At 65.7% G+C, this 16,742-nt stretch carries 9 protein-coding genes; 3 read left to right on the forward strand and 6 right to left on the reverse strand.

The window, feature by feature from the left end; translation table 11 throughout:
* The first annotated feature begins 218 nt into the window (after positions 1–218).
* Positions 219–4,160, forward strand: coding sequence for an EAL domain-containing protein (locus tag GO606_RS16805; RefSeq protein ID WP_169118116.1), 3,942 nt, complete (start codon positions 219–221; stop codon positions 4,158–4,160).
* A 54-nt stretch (positions 4,161–4,214) separates the two neighbouring features.
* Here the strand turns inward: GO606_RS16805 and GO606_RS16810 are convergent, their stop codons facing one another.
* From GO606_RS16810 to acs, 6 genes are all read right to left on the reverse strand, one after another.
* A complete protein-coding gene (locus GO606_RS16810) occupies positions 4,215–6,299 on the reverse strand; it encodes a sodium:solute symporter family protein (RefSeq protein WP_169118117.1) in 2,085 nt (694 codons plus the stop codon).
* Between the two features lie 67 nt (positions 6,300–6,366).
* Positions 6,367–8,535, reverse strand: a complete 2,169-nt coding sequence (locus tag GO606_RS16815; RefSeq protein ID WP_169118118.1) for a 3'-5' exonuclease — start codon at positions 8,533–8,535, stop codon at positions 6,367–6,369.
* Between the two features lie 3 nt (positions 8,536–8,538).
* Positions 8,539–8,910, reverse strand: a complete 372-nt coding sequence (locus tag GO606_RS16820; RefSeq protein ID WP_169118119.1) for a response regulator transcription factor — start codon at positions 8,908–8,910, stop codon at positions 8,539–8,541.
* 29 nt (positions 8,911–8,939) lie between these two features.
* The gene (locus GO606_RS16825; protein WP_169118120.1) at positions 8,940–11,696 is read right to left on the reverse strand and encodes a sensor histidine kinase; all 2,757 of its coding nucleotides are present in this window, start codon (positions 11,694–11,696) and stop codon (positions 8,940–8,942) included.
* A gap of 11 nt (positions 11,697–11,707) precedes the next feature.
* On the reverse strand, positions 11,708–11,905 hold the full coding sequence (locus GO606_RS16830) for a hypothetical protein (protein WP_211166594.1): 198 nt from the start codon (positions 11,903–11,905) through the stop codon (positions 11,708–11,710).
* 199 nt (positions 11,906–12,104) lie between these two features.
* Positions 12,105–14,084, reverse strand: coding sequence for an acetate--CoA ligase (acs, locus tag GO606_RS16835; protein WP_169118121.1), 1,980 nt, complete (start codon positions 14,082–14,084; stop codon positions 12,105–12,107).
* Between the two features lie 248 nt (positions 14,085–14,332).
* Between acs and GO606_RS16840 the strand changes: the two genes are divergently transcribed.
* Together GO606_RS16840 and GO606_RS16845 are read left to right on the forward strand one after the other, a co-directional pair.
* The gene (locus tag GO606_RS16840; RefSeq protein ID WP_169118122.1) at positions 14,333–15,865 is read left to right on the forward strand and encodes a fumarate hydratase; all 1,533 of its coding nucleotides are present in this window, start codon (positions 14,333–14,335) and stop codon (positions 15,863–15,865) included.
* Positions 15,866–16,303: 438 nt separating this feature from the next.
* A complete protein-coding gene (locus tag GO606_RS16845) occupies positions 16,304–16,729 on the forward strand; it encodes a c-type cytochrome (protein WP_169118123.1) in 426 nt (141 codons plus the stop codon).
* The last annotated feature ends 13 nt before the right edge of the window (positions 16,730–16,742 follow it).

Genomic DNA, 16,742 nt, shown 5'->3' on the forward strand with positions numbered 1-16,742 from the left:
AATCGACTTGATATGCACCCTATTACCGTCACAGCACGATCCTGCATGATATTTCATTATTGTCATAACATTGAGCGCGTTCCCGGGCGTGTAGCCCAACCGCCGGACCCGGCCCCTGCCCTGCCGCGTCCGCCCGACAGGGACGGCTGCTGTTCAGACGTGATGAAGGGCCCGGGAGAGTGCGCGTGAGCAAGGCGGAGATTGCCGGGAAGGGACCCATGGATGGCATCGACGAACGGCCCTGCGCCGAAACCCAGTGGGAAGATGGCCCGCGCGACCCGTTGCTCCCCGACATGGCCGCGCTGATCGATGTGCTGCGCCGGCACTGCGCGGTGGATTTCTCGGACTACAAGACCGGCACGCTTTTGCGCCGCATGCGCCGGCGGATGACGCTGGCGGGCTGCGACACGATGTCCGCGTATCGCGAGAAAATCGTCCGGGACGACGTCGAACGCAACGCGCTATGCCACGATCTGCTGATCAACGTGACGGAGTTCTTCCGCGATCCGCCCGCGTTCTCGCTGCTTGCCGACGAAGTGCTCCCCGACATGTTGCGCGGGCGCAATCCGGCTGACGCCTTGCGGCTGTGGTCGGCCGGATGCGCGAGCGGCGAAGAAGCCTACACGCTGGCCCTGCTGGCGCTCGACGCGGCGAGCCGCTTCGGATTCACCGGCGACGTCAAGATCTTCGCGACCGACATCCACCCTGGCGTGCTGAGCGACGCCTCGCAGGGAATGTTCCGCGACGACGCAGTGCGCGCGATCCCCGAAGCGCTGCTGCGGCGCTATTTCCAGCGCACGCACGACGGCTGGCGCGTCGATGGCACGTTGCGGCGGCATGTCGTCTTTGCCCGCCACAATCTCCTGACCGATCCGCCCTTTACGCACATCGACCTCGCGCTGTGCCGCAACCTGCTGATCTATCTGCAGAACGGATCGCAGCTGAAGGCGCTGGCGCAGCTTCACTTCGCACTCAAGCCGCAGGGCCTCTTGATGCTCGGCGCGAGCGAAACCGTCGGCGAACACGCGGTGCGCGCCTTCATGACAGTCGATCGTTCGGGCAAGCTTTACCGCAAGCAGGCGGCCACGCTGCCACGCGCGGGCAGCATTGGCCTCCCCCCGCTGTCGGCGGTGACGGCGCTGCCCGACGCGCGTCCCGCGAACGGCGCAGGCACGCCGGAGGAGCTCGAAGCGGAGCTGCTCGCGACCCGCGAACGGCTGCACGAGATGATCGTCGAGCTCAAGAGCAGCCACGAGCACATCGATCTCGCGAACGAGGAACTGACCGCGTCGAACGAGGAGCTGCAGAGCGCCAACGAGGAATTGAAGTCGGTCAACGAAGACCTCTACATCCTCAACCGTGAACTCGAAGACCGCAATGCAGCGCTGGCAAACCTGAACCGCGACTACGATCACCTGCTCGCGAGCACAAAGATCGGCACCGTGTTTCTCGATGCCGGGCTGCGCGTGCGCCGCTTCAGCGCCGCCGTCGAAGACGTTCTGGCCTTGCGTGCCTCGGACGCAGGCCGTCCGCTGTCGGAAATCACCTACCGCGCCGGTGACGCATCACGCTTCCTGGCCGATCTCCAGCACGTCGCAGCCACGGGCGAAGGCCTGGAGCGCGAGGTGGACGTCGCCGGCCGCTGGTACCTGGAACGGATGCTGCCGTTCCACGGCGAGGGCGGCGTGCGCGACGGCGTCGTGCTCACCTATACGGACATCAGCCGCGTGAAGACCGCGCAGGCCGAAGTCGCCGTGCTCGCGGCCGAGCGCACGCGCCTGCAAGGGATTCTCGACGCGCTGCCCGACGGCGCGTACATCGTCGGCGCCGATCACGTCATCGAGTATCTCAACCCGGCGCTCGAACGCCAGTTCGGCGCACCGGCCGGACGCAAGTGCTTCGAATACCTCCACGGCCGAAGCGAAGCCTGTACGTGGTGCAACAACGACGCGGTGTTCGCGGGCGCGTCGGTGCAGGCGGAATGGACGACGCCCGGCGGGCGCAGCTATGACCTGTTCGAAATGCCGTTCCGCAATCCCGATGGCACGCTCAGCAAGTTCGAGATTTTTCACGACATCACGCCCGTCAAGGAGAGCCGCCGGCAGCTCGCCGAGGCCACCCTGCTGGCGCAGGTCGGGTACTGGGAATGGCAGCTTCCTGGCGGCGTCCTCCACTGGGGGGAGCAAACCGATCGCCTCCTCGGCCACGCGCCAGGCCAGGTCACCCCCAGCGGCAGCGCCTTTCTCGCGCACGTTCATCCGGACGACCGCAAGCGTGTGGCCGGCGATCTCGAGGGCGCGGTCAGGAACAATCGTTCCTATGTCAGCGAATTCCGCCTCATCCGCTCCGACGGCGCGCAGCGCATCGCGCGCGCGAACGGCCACCTCCAGTACGACCGGGAAGGCCGGGCGGTACGTGTGTGCGGCGCGATCCAGGACATTACCGAGCTGCGCGCCACCGAAGCCGCGCTGCGCAACAGCGAAGAACGGTTTTCCATCGCGATGACGGCGGCACCGTTCGCGGTCGCGATCACGCGCGTCGAGGATGGACGATTCATCGAAGTGAACGACAAGTACGAAATCCACTTCGGCTGGAAACGTGAAGACCTCATCGGCAAGACTTCGGTCGAGGTCAACCTGTGGCCCGATCCCGCGAGCCGCCAGCGCTGGCTTGAAATACTCCAGCAGGACGGTTCGGTGCTCGATTTCGAGACGGTTGGGTGCGATCGCAACGGCGCGGTGCGCCAGGTCAGCCTGTCGTCCAAATACATCGACATCGACGGCGAGAAACACGTGCTCACGTTCGTGCACGACATCACCGACCGCAAGGAAGCCCAGGCGCGCGTCGAGTATCTCGCCCATCACGATGCGCTCACCGGTCTGCCGAACCGCGTGTTGTTCCGCGACCGCTTCGCGCTGGCCACCGCGTGGGCAGAGCGCGCGCAGGCGAAAGTCGCGCTGCTGTTCGTCGATCTCGATCATTTCAAGACCATCAACGACACCCTCGGCCACCCCGCCGGCGACGGCCTGCTGCAAGGGGTGGCGCTGCGGCTGCGCGAGTGCCTGCGCGAAACCGACACCGTCAGCCGCCTCGGCGGCGACGAGTTCCTGATTGCGCTTACCGATATTCGCGACCCTCAGGGCATCAACAGTGCGACCGCGAAGATCGTCGACGCGCTGGCTCGCCCGTTCGAGCTCGAAGGCCATGAGCTGACGAACACGATGTCGATCGGCATCGCGATCTGGCCCGACGACGGCAAGGATTTCGACACCCTGCTGAAGAACGCCGACACCGCGATGTACCAGGCCAAGCGCGCCGGCCGCAATACGTGGCGCTTCTACACCGAGCAGATGAATGCCAACGCCGTCGAACAGCTGCAGCTCCGCACGGCATTGCACCGCGCCCTCGAAAACGACGAGTTCCTGCTGCATTACCAGCCGCAGATCAACCTCGCGAGCGGTCATGTCGTCGGTGTCGAAGCCTTGCTGCGCTGGCACTGTGACAAGCGCGAACTGGTCGCGCCGGGCCGCTTCATCCCGGCGGCGGAGGACAGCGGCCTGATCGTCCCGATCGGCGACTGGGTGCTGCGCGAAGCGTGCATGCAGGCCGCCCGCTGGACGCGGCAGGGCTTGCCGGAGCTGAGCGTCGCGGTCAACCTGTCGGCCGTGCAGTTCCGGCGCGGCGATCTCGAACGCAGCGTCGTGCGGGCGCTATCGCTGTCGGGCCTCGATCCGGCGCGGCTCGAACTCGAACTGACCGAGTCGTTGCTGCTCGTCGACTCCGAATCCGTCATCGAGACGCTGCGACGGCTGAAATCGCTCGGCGTGCGCCTGTCGATCGACGATTTCGGCACCGGCTATTCGAGCCTCGCCTACCTGAAGCGCTTCGCCGTCGACAAGCTCAAGATCGACCAGTCGTTCGTCCGCGACATCGCCACCGACCCGGACGACGCCGCGATCGTGCGCGCGATCGTCAGCATGGCGCGCACCCTCAAGCTGCAGGTCATCGCCGAAGGCGTCGAAAGCGAGGATATCGACCGCTTCCTGTGCATCTTCAACTGCGACGAGGCGCAGGGATACCACTACGCGCGGCCGATGCCGGCCGACGCGCTGGCCGAATGGCTGGTTGCCAGCGGTCGCGGCGCAAGGGGGCCGCGATAAAAAACATTCGCGATCGACGGCCGTCGCTGCGACGCTCGGCGGGATGATCGCCGATCAACTCTGAGTTCGCCGTCGCGGCGCCGCGAGGGAGTCCGGCTGCGCCTCGCTGTCGTCCGCCGGGAGCCGCGGATAGCGCACGTAATCGACGAGATCCTGGATCTCCGGGGGCGGCGGACGGGTCAGCAGGCTCACCAGCACGATCGTCGCGAATCCGAGCGGGACACCGAACACGCCCGCGGAGATAGGGTTGATATCGAACCAGGCCTGCGCCATCGAACCGCCGAAGAACGGATGGGTGCGCACCGCGTAGTACAGCGTGACCACGAGCCCGGCGAGCATGCCGGTAACCGCTCCAGGGCGGTTCGCGCGCTTCCAGAAGATTCCGAGCACCAGCGCGGGAAAGAACGCGGCGGCGGCAATCGAGAACGCGAGGCCGACCATGAACAGGATGTTGTCGGGGCGCATCGACGCGACCCACGCCGCGATCACCGCGACGACGAGCAGCTGGGATTTCGCGATCACCAGCCGGCGCTGCGTCGAGGCGTGTGGATTGACGACCTTGTAATAGAAGTCGTGCGAAAGCGCGTTCGAGATCGTCAGCAGCAGCCCGTCCGCGGTCGACAGCGCGGCCGCGAGTCCGCCCGCCGCGACCAGTCCCGACACGACGTACGGCAGGCCGGCAATCTCCGGCGTTGCGAGCAAGATCACGTCGGTGTTCAGGCGCAGTTCGGCCAGCTGCAGGATGCCGTCGCCATTGATGTCCTCGATCGCGACCATCCCGACCTTGCCCCATGACGCGACCCAGTTCGGCAGCAGCGAAAGACTCGATCCGATGAGGTTGTTGTAGACCTCCCACTTCGCGAACACCGCGTAGGCCGGCGCCGTGACGTACAGCAGGAAGATGAAGAACAGCGACCAGAAAACCGAGCGTCGCGCTTCCACGACCCCCGGCGTGGTGTAGTAGCGCACGAGCACGTGCGGCAGGGCGGCGGTGCCGATCATCAGGACGAACACCAGCGCGAGGAAGTTGTTGCGCGCGACGCGCTTTTGCTCCGGCGTGTCGCCGGGGTGGGCCTCGGCGTGACGGGGCGGTGGCCGCGACCGCCCGGCGGCCTCGACGCGCGCCTGCTCCCACGTCGCCCGCGCCTGGTCGGGCGTCTTCGGCAGGTCGCGCAGCGCCCGTTCGGCGTGCGCGATTTCGCGCGCCGCGGCGTTGTCGATGCGCAGCCGGTTCAGGCGTTCGATCAGCGAACGCCGTTCTTCCTCGAGCGAATCCGGCAGCGCGGCGATCTTCGCTTCGTAATCCGCCGCGCGTTGGCCGAAGCGTTCGCGAACCTCGATTTCGCGCGGCTCGACGAACAGCTCGGTCTCCTTGGCGGAAAGCCTGTCGAGTACGCTGCCATACACTGCCGGCGGGACCGGTATGCCGGTGACCTTGTACGACAGGATCACCACCGGCGCGAGGTAGGCGACGATGAGGATCACGTACTGGGCGACCTGCGTCCATGTCACCGCACGCATGCCGCCGAGGAACGAACAGACGAGGATGCCCGCGAGGCCAACGAACAGGCCGATCTCGAACTCGACGCTGACGAAGCGGCTCGTGATCAGACCCACGCCGTAGATCTGCGCGACGAGATAGACGAAGCTCGCCAGCACCGTCGCGACGAGCCCGACGATGCGCGCGACATTGCCTTCGTAGCGTGCGCCGAGAAAGTCCGGAATCGTGTATTGGCCGAACTTGCGCAGGTAAGGCGCGAGCAGCAGCGCGACGAGAACGAAGCCGCCCGTCCAGCCGGTGACGAACGCGAGGCCTTCGAAGCCGGAAAAGTACAGCGTGCCGGCCAGGCCGATGTAGGACGCGGCGCTCATCCAGTCGGCCGCGGTCGCCATGCCGTTGAAGACCGCCGGAACCCGCCGGCCGGCGACGTAATACTCCGACACGTCGGAGGTGCGGCTCATCACGCCGATGCCGGCATAGATCGCGATCGTCGCGAACAGGAACACGTGCCCGATGACCCCCGGCGACATGCCGAACTGTTCGCCGATCGCAAGCAGCCCGACGAACGCGAGAAAGCTGCCGGTGTACCAGCCGTAATAGCGCCGCAGGCGGCGGCCAAAGGCGGACTGCGTGGTCAAGACCGCACCGCTTCAGCCCAGTGGCCGGCCTGCAACCCGCGCACCGTCACGGGCACCCATCCGGGGTTCAATATTTGACCCTCGCGTAATACGATTTTTCGGCCGCCTGGCGCGCCTCGCCGAGCGTGCGGATGCCTTTTTCCGCGAGCAGGGGGATCAGCTTCAGCAGCACTTCGGCCGTCACGATCGCGTCACCGAGCGCGGTATGCCGGCCGATGATCGTCAGATTAAGGCGCTCGGCGATCGCTTCAAGGCGGTGCGACTCCTGGTTCGGATGGACCACCGCCGACAGCAGCAGCGTGTCGAGCACGGGCTGGTCGAAGCGCAGGCCCGTCAGGTTCTCCTTGAGCTGCAGGAAGCGCATGTCGAACGCCGCGTTGTGCGCGATCAGCACCGTGTCCTGCGCGAACGCATGGAATGCCGGCAGCACCTTGGCGATCGTCGGCTGGCCGGCGAGCATGTCGGGCGTGATGCCGTGGATCTTGATCGACTCCGGCGACAGGCCGCGCACCGGATCGATCAGCTGCTCGAAGGATTCCTGGCGCAGCAGCTTGCCGTTGACGATGCGCGTCGCACCGATCTGGATGATCTCGTCGCCGTTTGACGGGTCGAGCCCGGTCGTTTCGGTGTCGAAGACGGTGTAGGTCAGCTCGCTGAGCAGGCGATCCTCGAGCGCGTGCGATTTTTCCGACCATTTGAAGAGATCGAAATCGTAGTACTCGGGCCGCGCCTCGCCTTTAAGGAACGCCGCCGGGTCGAGCTCCTCCCGTGGCAGCGCGGCCGGCAACACGATGCGGAAGAACGCGCGGTGGCGCACCTTCTCGCGCTCCAGCCACATCTCGCCATCATTGCGCTCGATGACGTCGCGCACGGTGAGCGGGCTGTTTTCGTCGGCGAAGCGCATCGGTTCGAGCTCCCAGCTCATCACCGTCTCGGTGCTCATCGCCTGCCCCGACCAGATCAGGTCGAGGTGCACCAGGCGCCCCGCCCCGCTCAGCCGGAAACGCACCTCGCGTATCTCGAACTCGTCCGACAGCCGGCTCGCGAGGTAGGTCAGCGCCTGCAGCAGCGAGAAGCTGTCGACTTTCACCCACAGCGACTCGTCGATCTCCTCCAGCTTGGCCGGCACCTTCAGCACCTTGACGATGCGCCGCTGCGCCGCGGCGACCAGGTCCGCGCCGAGCATCTCCTCGAGCGGCCAGCGCGCCTTCAGCGCATCGGCGAACTCGTTTGCGGTCTCGTCGAGCCGCCGGCTCATCGCGCTCACCTCGTCGCGGATGACCTTGCGAAAGCGCTCCTGCAGTTCGCCCTGCAGGTCAGGGTAGTCGAGCATTTCCGCCGCCGCCCGCACGTTCGCCAGCGCCGCGCGGTTGCCCTCGGTCAGCGTGTGCAGCATCTGGTCGCGGCGCGATTCGTTCTCGAAATTGCGCGTGATGTCGTCGAGCATCAGGATGAACCCGGTGATGCTGCGCTCGGCGGCGCCCTCTTGCGCCACCGACAGCACCGGCGCCATCTGCGCGCGCAGCAGGTGGCCCGCACGCGTCGTGGTGACGAATTTCGCCACCGGCTGCACGCTGCTGCGCCGCAGCCGATGCTGGATGCTCTCGAGCGCGTGGTTGATCAGGTTGCGGTCGAACACGCCGTAGATCGAACGCCCGAGCCCGATCAGCTCGCCGCCGTTCGCCACTGCCGGCGCCTGCGACAGCGAGCGGAACTGCGTGCGCGCGCGGTTGTTGTAGAGCAGGATGCGTCCGTCGAGGTTGCAGACGAGCACGCTCTGCGTCAGCTCGGACATCAGCGCGGCGAGTCGATTCTTCTCTTCCTCGAGCGACTCCTTCGCCCGCGCGATCTGCGCCTCGACGTCCTGCAGCAACGCGTCGCGCTGTTCGGCCAAGGCGTTGACGTAACGCGCCAGCGCCCTCACTTCCGGCGGCCCGTCCTCCTTGACGCGGAACTCGCGGTTCGCGCCGAGCATCAGGTTGAGGTTCTCCCCCATCCTCAGGAGGCCCTGCACGTAGCGGCGAAACAGGTTGCGCAGCACCGCGATGCCGACGACGAAGCCCATCAGGGTCATCAGCGTGCCCAGCGGCAGGTGCGGCGCGATCACATCGATCAGCAGTTCCCTGCTGCCTTCCCTCGTCTCCAGCCAGACCAGCAGTGCGGTGACGACGAACGGACCGGTCATCAGCAACGCCAGGACGATCACCGCCAGCAGGAAACGCGTGCGTGCCGTCATCCGTCAGCCCGCCGCGAGCATGCTGCGCACGCGCTCCACCAGCTCCTTCGTCGAGAACGGCTTGGTCATGTACGCATCGGCTCCCAGCGCCAGCCCCTTGGCGACCTCGGTGTCGCGCCCTTTTGCCGTCAGCATCAGGATGCGCACCGACTGCAGGTCGGGGTCGGCCTTGATTTCCTGGCACACCTCGAAGCCGCTTTTCTTCGGCATCATCACGTCCAGCAGCACCAGGTCGGGCAACTCGGCGCGGATTCGCGCGACCGCCTCCTCGCCATCGTTGGCGATCGAAACCTCATACCCTTCGCGCTTCATCAGGAATTCGAGCGAAATGACGATGTTCTGCTCATCGTCCGCAATCAGTATCTTTTTGGCCATGCTTCTCCCTCTCTCCCCGGTATTCTATGTCATTGCACGACAGCCACCGTGTCGGGATGGGGAGCGTGCAGCGGCAGCACGAACGTAAATACCGTGCCCCGCCCAGGCGACGACTCCACCCACAGCCGTCCGCCGAAATGCTCGACGATCTGACGGCTGATCGGCAGCCCGAGGCCGGTGCCCTGCGGCCGCGAACGCTCGTCTCCACCCTGCCGGAATTTCTCGAATATCACGCCGTGCAGCTCGGGCGGGATGCCCGGCCCGTTGTCCGACACCTCGACGCGCACCTGCCCGGCTTCGGACATCAGCGCGACGCGGATACGGCCCGCGCCCTGCGGCACGAACTTCGCCGCGTTCGACAGCAGGTTCAGCATCACCTGCACCAGCCGGTCGTGGTCGGCCTTGAGGTGCGGCGCTTCGTCCGGCAGCACCAGCTCGACCGTTGCGCCGCGGTCGCGGAGCAGCTGGGCCGTGGTGTCGACGGCCTGCTCGACGAGCGCGCACATGTCGATGTCGCTGTTGTGCCACTCCGCATGGCCGGACTCGATCTTCGCCAGGTCGAGCACCTGGTTCACAAGGCGCGTGAGGCGCTCGGTCTCGGACACGATGATGCCGAGGAACCGCATCCGGTCGGGGAGAGCGATGTCGGGATCGTCGAGCAGCATTTCCGAGAATGCGCGGATCGACGTCAGCGGCGTGCGCAGTTCATGCGACACCGATGACATGAAGTCGTCCTTGAGCCGGTCGAGTTCCTTCAGCCGCTCGTTGGCCGCGCGCAGTTCGGCGGTGGCCGCTTCGAGCGCCAGCGATTTCTCTTCCAGTTCGTGCGAATACGCGCGCACCTGCGAGGCCTCGTCGAGGATGTCCATGACTTCGTCGAGTCCCAGCGGCTCCTCCTGCACGACCGACGACACCATGACGCGCGCCGAGGCGCTGCCGATCGCCCCGGCGAGCTGGGTCTCGGCGAACTGCACGAGCCCGGCATCGGGCTGGATCTGTGCGATGCCGGCGAGCCCGCGCTGGCGGGCGTAGTCAGTGAAAGCGCGCTCCGCGCGGGCGGTGCCGAGAAAGCGCGCCACCAGCGGCAGCAGGTCCCGCACCTGGGCGCTGCCGCGCCAGAACATCGCCGGTGACGTCCGGCCGCGCCGGAAGACGTCGACGAAAAGCGTCGCCTGGCTCGCCTCCTGCCCGGTCGGCGCGCGCAGCAGCGAGACGAGAAGATAGCAGGCGATGTTCGCCGTGAGGCTCCAGAACAGCGCATGGCTGATGTTGTCGAGCCCCCGCAGCCCGAACAGCTGCTCGGGCCTGAGGAGCGCGATGCCGAACAGGCCGTGCTCGAGGAACGCCGGGTCGAGCCAGCCCGATTTCGCCACCGACGGCAGCATCAGCGTATAGGCCCAGACGACGAAACCGGCGAGCAGTCCGGCCAGCGCCCCTTCGCGCGTGCCGCCGCGCCAGTACATTCCGCCGAGCATCACGGGCGCGAACTGCGCCACCGCGGCGAAGCTGATCAGGCCGATGCTGACCAGCGCGTAGGCTTCGCCGGCGAGACGGAAATACAGATACCCGAGCAGCACCACAACCAGGATCGCGCCGCGCCGGATCCCCAGCAGCAGGCCGGTGAGATCGCCATGCGCGGCGCGGTTGAAGCTGCGGCTGCGCAGCACCAGCGGCATCACGAGGTCGTTGCACACCATTGTCGACACCGCGATCGTCTCGACGATCACCATTCCGGTCGCGGCCGACAGTCCGCCGACAAACGCGAGCAGCGCCAGCGCGCCGTGGCCGTGGGCGAGCGGCAGCGACAGCACGAAGGTGTCGGGATCGACCGTGCCGCGGCCGAAAAACAGCAGCCCGCCGAGCGCGATCGGCAGCACGAAGATGTTGATCAGGAACAGGTACGTCGGGAACAGCCAGGTCGCGCGGCGCAGGTGCTGTTCGTTCACGTTCTCGACGACCATGACCTGGAACTGGCGCGGCAGGAAGATCACCGACAGCATCGCCAGCAGGGTCAGCGTGAACCATCCGCCATAGCCGGCGCCGCTGGCGCTCTCGACGGTAAGGAGACCGGCGAGCTCGGGCTGGGCGAACGCGCGCGTGAAGAGATCGCCGAAACCGTCGTACATGCCGTACGTGACGAACACGCCGATGACCAGAAAGGCGAGCAGCTTGACGACCGATTCGAACGCGATCGCCGCCACCATGCCTTCGTGCCGCTCGGTCGCGTCGAGGTGGCGCGCGCCGAACAGGACGGTGAACACCGCCAGCGTCAGCGCGACGTACAGCGTGCTGTCGCCGACCCAGCTGACCGAGGCGAGCGGAAAGAACTGCCCGTCGCGCTCCCCGGTGAGCACTGCATAGCCGCTCGAAATCGCCTTCAGTTGCAGCGCGATGTACGGGACCATCCCGACCACCGCGATGATCGTGACCAGCCCGCCGAGCAGATGGCTCTTGCCGTAGCGGCTGGCGATGAAGTCCGCGATCGACGTGATGCGGTAGGTTTTGGCGATGCGGATCATCTTCAGCATCACGATCCACGACAGCGTCATCGCCAGCGTCGGGCCGAGATAGATCGGCAGGAACCACACGCCGCCGGAGGCCGCGCGACCGACGCTGCCGAAATAGGTCCACGCCGTGCAATACACGCCGAGCGACAGCGCGTAGGTCCACGGATTCGAGATCACCGAGCGCCCCTGCTCCGCGCGGCGATCGGCGAAATAGGCGACGGCGAAAAGGAGCAGCAGGTAGGCGAACGAGACAACGACGACGACGGTGCCGGTGAGCATGCGGCCGATCCTCAGCGTGCGCCACGCTCGACAATCCACGCGACTGCGATCAGCAGCAGCGCCCAGATGCCGAACAGGAAAAACCACAGCATCGGCAGGCCGAGAAAAAGCTCGGGCCGGTCGAACAGTGAAAGCACCGGATAGTTGAACAGCAGCACGCCGGTCAGGAAAACCGCCACCAGCCGCTGTCCGGCAAGACCCTTGCGCATCAGGGACTCCTCATGATGACGACGGCCTCCGGATTATAGCGACACGCGGAATTCGCCCTTCGCCGCCGGCGCCCGCAGGCTGCAAAAAAAAAAGCGCGCTTTCGCGCGCCTTCTCCTCGTCCCCCCAGGTCAGCCAGAGTGACTGCCTCATTGTTCTGATCGGAGCCGGGCCTCTGCGGGCCCGTGCCCCGCAAGGGGTTCAGCTCAGCGGCTGGCCAAGCTGATCCAGGATCGCCGGATTCTCGAGGGTCGACGTGTCCTGGGTAATCTCCTCCCCCTTCGCCAGCTGACGCAGCAGCCGGCGCATGATCTTGCCCGAACGGGTCTTGGGCAGATTCTCGCCGAAACGGATGTCCTTCGGCTTCGCGATCGGCCCGATCTCGCGGCCGACCCAGTTCTGCAGTTCCTTGATGATCGCCTTCGCCTCTTCGCCGCTCGGGCGCTCGCCCTTCAGCACGACGAACGCGACAATCGCCTCGCCGGTCAGGTCGTCGGGACGGCCGACGACCGCGGCTTCTGCGACTTTCTCGTGCGCGACCAGCGCCGACTCGATCTCCATCGTGCCCATGCGGTGGCCGGAGACGTTCAGCACGTCGTCGATGCGCCCGGTGATCGTGAAGTAGCCGGTGTCCTTGTCGCGGATCGCGCCGTCGCCGGCCAGATACAGCTTGCCCTTGAAGTCGTCCGGGTAGTACGACTTCTTGAAGCGCTCCGGATCACCCCAGATGGTGCGGATCATCGACGGCCACGGACGCTTGACGACGAGGATGCCGCCCTGCCCGTTCGGCACTTCGGTGCCGGTCTCGTCGACGACCGCGCACTGGATGCCCGGGAACGGCAGCGTGCACGAACCCGGCACCAGCGGCGTCGCACCCGGCATCGGCGTGATCATGTGCGCGCCGGTCTCGGTCTGCCAGAAGGTATCGACGATCGGGCAGCGCCCGCCGCCGACGTTCTCGTAGTACCACTCCCACGCCGCCGGGTTGATCGGCTCGCCGACCGAGCCGAGGATGCGCAGGCTCGACAGGTCGTATTTCTTCGGATGCACCGCGGGGTTGTTGTCCGCGGCCTTGATCAGCGAACGGATCGCGGTCGGCGCAGTGTAGAACACCGTGACCTTGTGATCCTGGATCATCTTCCAGAAACGCCCGGCGTCCGGGTAGGTCGGCACGCCTTCGAACACGATCTCGGTGGTGCCGCAGGCGAGCGGGCCGTAGGTGATGAAGGTGTGGCCGGTGACCCAGCCGATGTCTGCGGTGCACCAGAAGACGTCGTCCGGCTTGATGTCGAAGGTGTATTTCATCGACATGATCGCGTGCAGCAGGTAGCCGCCGGTCGAGTGCTGAACGCCTTTCGGCTTGCCGGTCGATCCCGACGTGTAGAGCAGGAACAGCGGATGCTCCGCATCGACCCATTCCGGTTCGCAGGTATCCGGCTGGTTCGCGCAGACGTCGTGGAACCACTGGTCGCGGCCCTGCGCCATCGCGGTTTCCGCGCCGGTGCGCTTGACGACGATGACATTCCGGATCGATTCGCAGCCGCCCATTGCCAGCGCCTCGTCGGCGATCGGCTTGAGCGGCAGCGCCTTGCCGCCGCGATGCTGGCCGTCGGAGGTGATCAGCGCGACGGCGCCGGCGTCGTTGATGCGGTCGCGCAGCGCCTGGGCCGAGAAGCCACCGAACACGATCGAGTGGGTCGCGCCGATGCGCGCGCAGGCCTGCATCGCGACGACGCCTTCGATCGACATCGGCAGATAGATGACGACGCGATCACCCTTCTTGACACCCATGCCGCGCAGCGCGTTCGCGAATTTGCAGACGCGCGACAGCAGGTCCTTGTAAGTGACGCGGGTGACTTCGCCGCTGTCGGCTTCGAAGATGATCGCGACCTTGTCGCCGAGGCCGTTATCGACGTTGCGGTCGAGGCAGTTGTAGGAGACGTTGAGTTGGCCGTCGGCGAACCACTTGAAGAACGGGGCGTTGCTATCGTCGAGACCCTCGGTGAAAGGCTTCTTCCAATCGATCAGCTCGCGGGCGTTGCGCGCCCAGAATCCTTCGTAGTCGTCTTCCGCTTCCTTGCACAACGCAAGATAGGCTTCCATGCCGGAAACCGCGGCGTTCTTGACCATTTCTTCCGAAGGCTTGTAGATGCGGGTCTGCGTCTGCTGCTCGTTCGACATATTCACCTCTCCTCAACTGTTCTGAATGGTTGAAGCTGCCCTGTTGCGGGGCGGCCGGTTGGTTCCAGCCTGTATTGTCGTTCGCGAAAGGCTCCGCGATCTGCTCCGCATTTAAGAGCAGCTATCTTACACAGGACTTACACGCCCTGCGGGGGCGGTAAATCGGGTCTCTTCCTGCACTGCAACACGCATCCAGCCCCAGGCTGATAGAATTGCGGCCCCTTGCCCCGCCACCTTGGAGACGCATCATGACCGTGATTCGCGAAGAAGACCTCATTCAGTCCGTCGCGGATGCCTTTCAGTTCATCAGCTATTACCACCCCCTCGACTTCATCGAGGCGCTCGGCGAGGCCTGGAAGCACGAGGAAAACCCGGCGGCGAAGGACGCCATCGCGCAGATCCTGACGAACTCGCGCCTGTGCGCCGAAGGCCACCGCCCGATCTGCCAGGACACCGGGATCGCGGTCGTCTTCCTCAAGGTCGGCATGAACGTGCAGTGGGACGCGACGATGAGCGTCCAGGAGATGGTCAACGAAGGCGTGCGCCGCGCGTACACCAACGCCGACAACAAGCTGCGCGCCTCGGTGCTGCTCGACCCGGCCGGCGCACGGCGGAACAGCAAGGACAACACTCCGGCGGTCGTGCATTACGAGATCGTGCCGGGCGACCACGTCGAAGTCACCTGTGCGGCCAAGGGCGGCGGCTCCGAGAACAAGACCAAGTTCTACGCGCTCAACCCGTCCGACTCGATCGTCGACTGGGTGCTCAAGACCGTGCCGACGATGGGCGCCGGCTGGTGCCCGCCGGGCATCCTCGGGATCGGCATCGGCGGCACGCCGGAGAAGGCGATGCTGCTCGCGAAGGAGGCGCTGATGGCGCCGGTCGACATCCACGAGCTGCGCGCGAAGGCCGCCTCCGGCGCAGAGCTTTCGCGCGTCGAGGAACTGCGCCTCGAGCTGATGGACAAGGTCAATGCGCTCGGCATCGGCGCACAGGGCCTCGGCGGCCTGACGACCGTGCTCGACGTCAAGATCCTCGACTACCCGACGCACGCCGCGAGCCTGCCGGTGGCGATGATCCCGAACTGCGCGGCGACCCGCCACGTGCATTTCGAGCTCGACGGCTCCGGCCCGGCGAAGCTCGAGGCGCCGAAGCTCGAGGACTGGCCGGACGTCACGTGGCAGGCCGACACAAAGGTCGCCACGCGCGTCAATCTCGACACGCTGACGAAGGAAGAAGTCGCGTCGTGGCAGCCCGGTCAGGTGCTCCTCCTGAACGGCAAGATGCTCACCGGCCGCGACGCCGCGCACAAGCGCATCGCCGACATGCTCGCGAAGGGCGAGAAACTGCCGGTCGACTTCACCAACCGCGTCATCTACTACGTCGGCCCGGTCGACCCGGTGCGCGATGAAGTCGTCGGCCCCGCCGGCCCGACGACCGCGACGCGCATGGACAAGTTCACGCGCATGATGCTCGAGCAGACCGGCCTGATCTCGATGGTCGGCAAGGCCGAGCGCGGCCCGGCGGCGATCGAGGCGATCCGCGACAACAAGTCGGCCTACCTGATGGCGGTCGGCGGCGCGGCCTACCTCGTCGCGAAGGCGATCAAGGCGGCGAAGGTCGTCGGCTTCGCCGACCTCGGCATGGAGGCGATCTACGAGTTCGACGTGCAGGACATGCCCGTGACCGTCGCCGTGGATTCGAACGGCACCAGCGTGCATGAGACCGGCCCGAAGACGTGGCAGGCGAAGATCGGCAAGATCCCGGTCGCGACCGCCTGACCGCCAGCCTCGCTCGATCCATACAGGACCCGACCGGGAAACCGGTCGGGTTTTTTTATCGTCGCCTCGCACGGAGGCGGCCTCGGGTCTGCGAGGGCCTATGGCTTGATGGGGAATTGCGCAGACGGCATGCGAAGCCCGGAAAATCCACTTCCGCCCGGCATCGCTCGACCGCCGCCGGAATTGCTGGAAGGGGAACTTTCAGCAATTCCCGGCGCACGGGTGGTTGACAGCGGCGAAAAACTTCCTGCTGTTTCGCGGTTTTTCGCGTAAAACCATTGAATCGACAAGGAAATACATCACGCCGCCGGAAGAGGTCAGTTTTTTGTAACTTGATTCAAATCATGGAGCCCCCCTCCCCCTCTGCTCAGAATGCGCCTAACCTTCGGGTTATCCATCAACCACGCGGACGCATGACAAAACAATGAGGGGAAATCCATGAGCGGCACCTTCACAAAGGCGATGGCTCGCAACATCTTCTACGGCGGGACAGTGTTCTTCTTCCTGCTTCTGGTGGCGTTGACCGTTGACACGACGACCAACCTCCACAAGTCGGACAACAGCGCGAACCTGACACCCCAGGTGGTGGCGGGCAAACACATCTGGGAAACGCGCAACTGCATCGGCTGCCACACCCTGCTGGGTGAAGGTGCGTACTTCGCACCGGAGCTCGGGAACGTCTACCCGCGTCGCGGGCCGGAGTTCATCAAGGCGTGGATCCAGTCGCAGCCGACCGGCGCCCCCGGCCGCCGGCAGATGCCGCAGTTCCATCTCACCGACCAGGAACTGGACGATCTGGTCGCCTTCCTGAAGTACACCTCCGAAATCAACGCCCAGAAATGGCCTCCCAACATCGAGGGCTGAGCGCAGCGAATCG

This window comes from Aromatoleum anaerobium (assembly GCF_012910705.2).
GTDB classification, from domain to species: Bacteria; Pseudomonadota; Gammaproteobacteria; order Burkholderiales; family Rhodocyclaceae; genus Aromatoleum; species Aromatoleum anaerobium.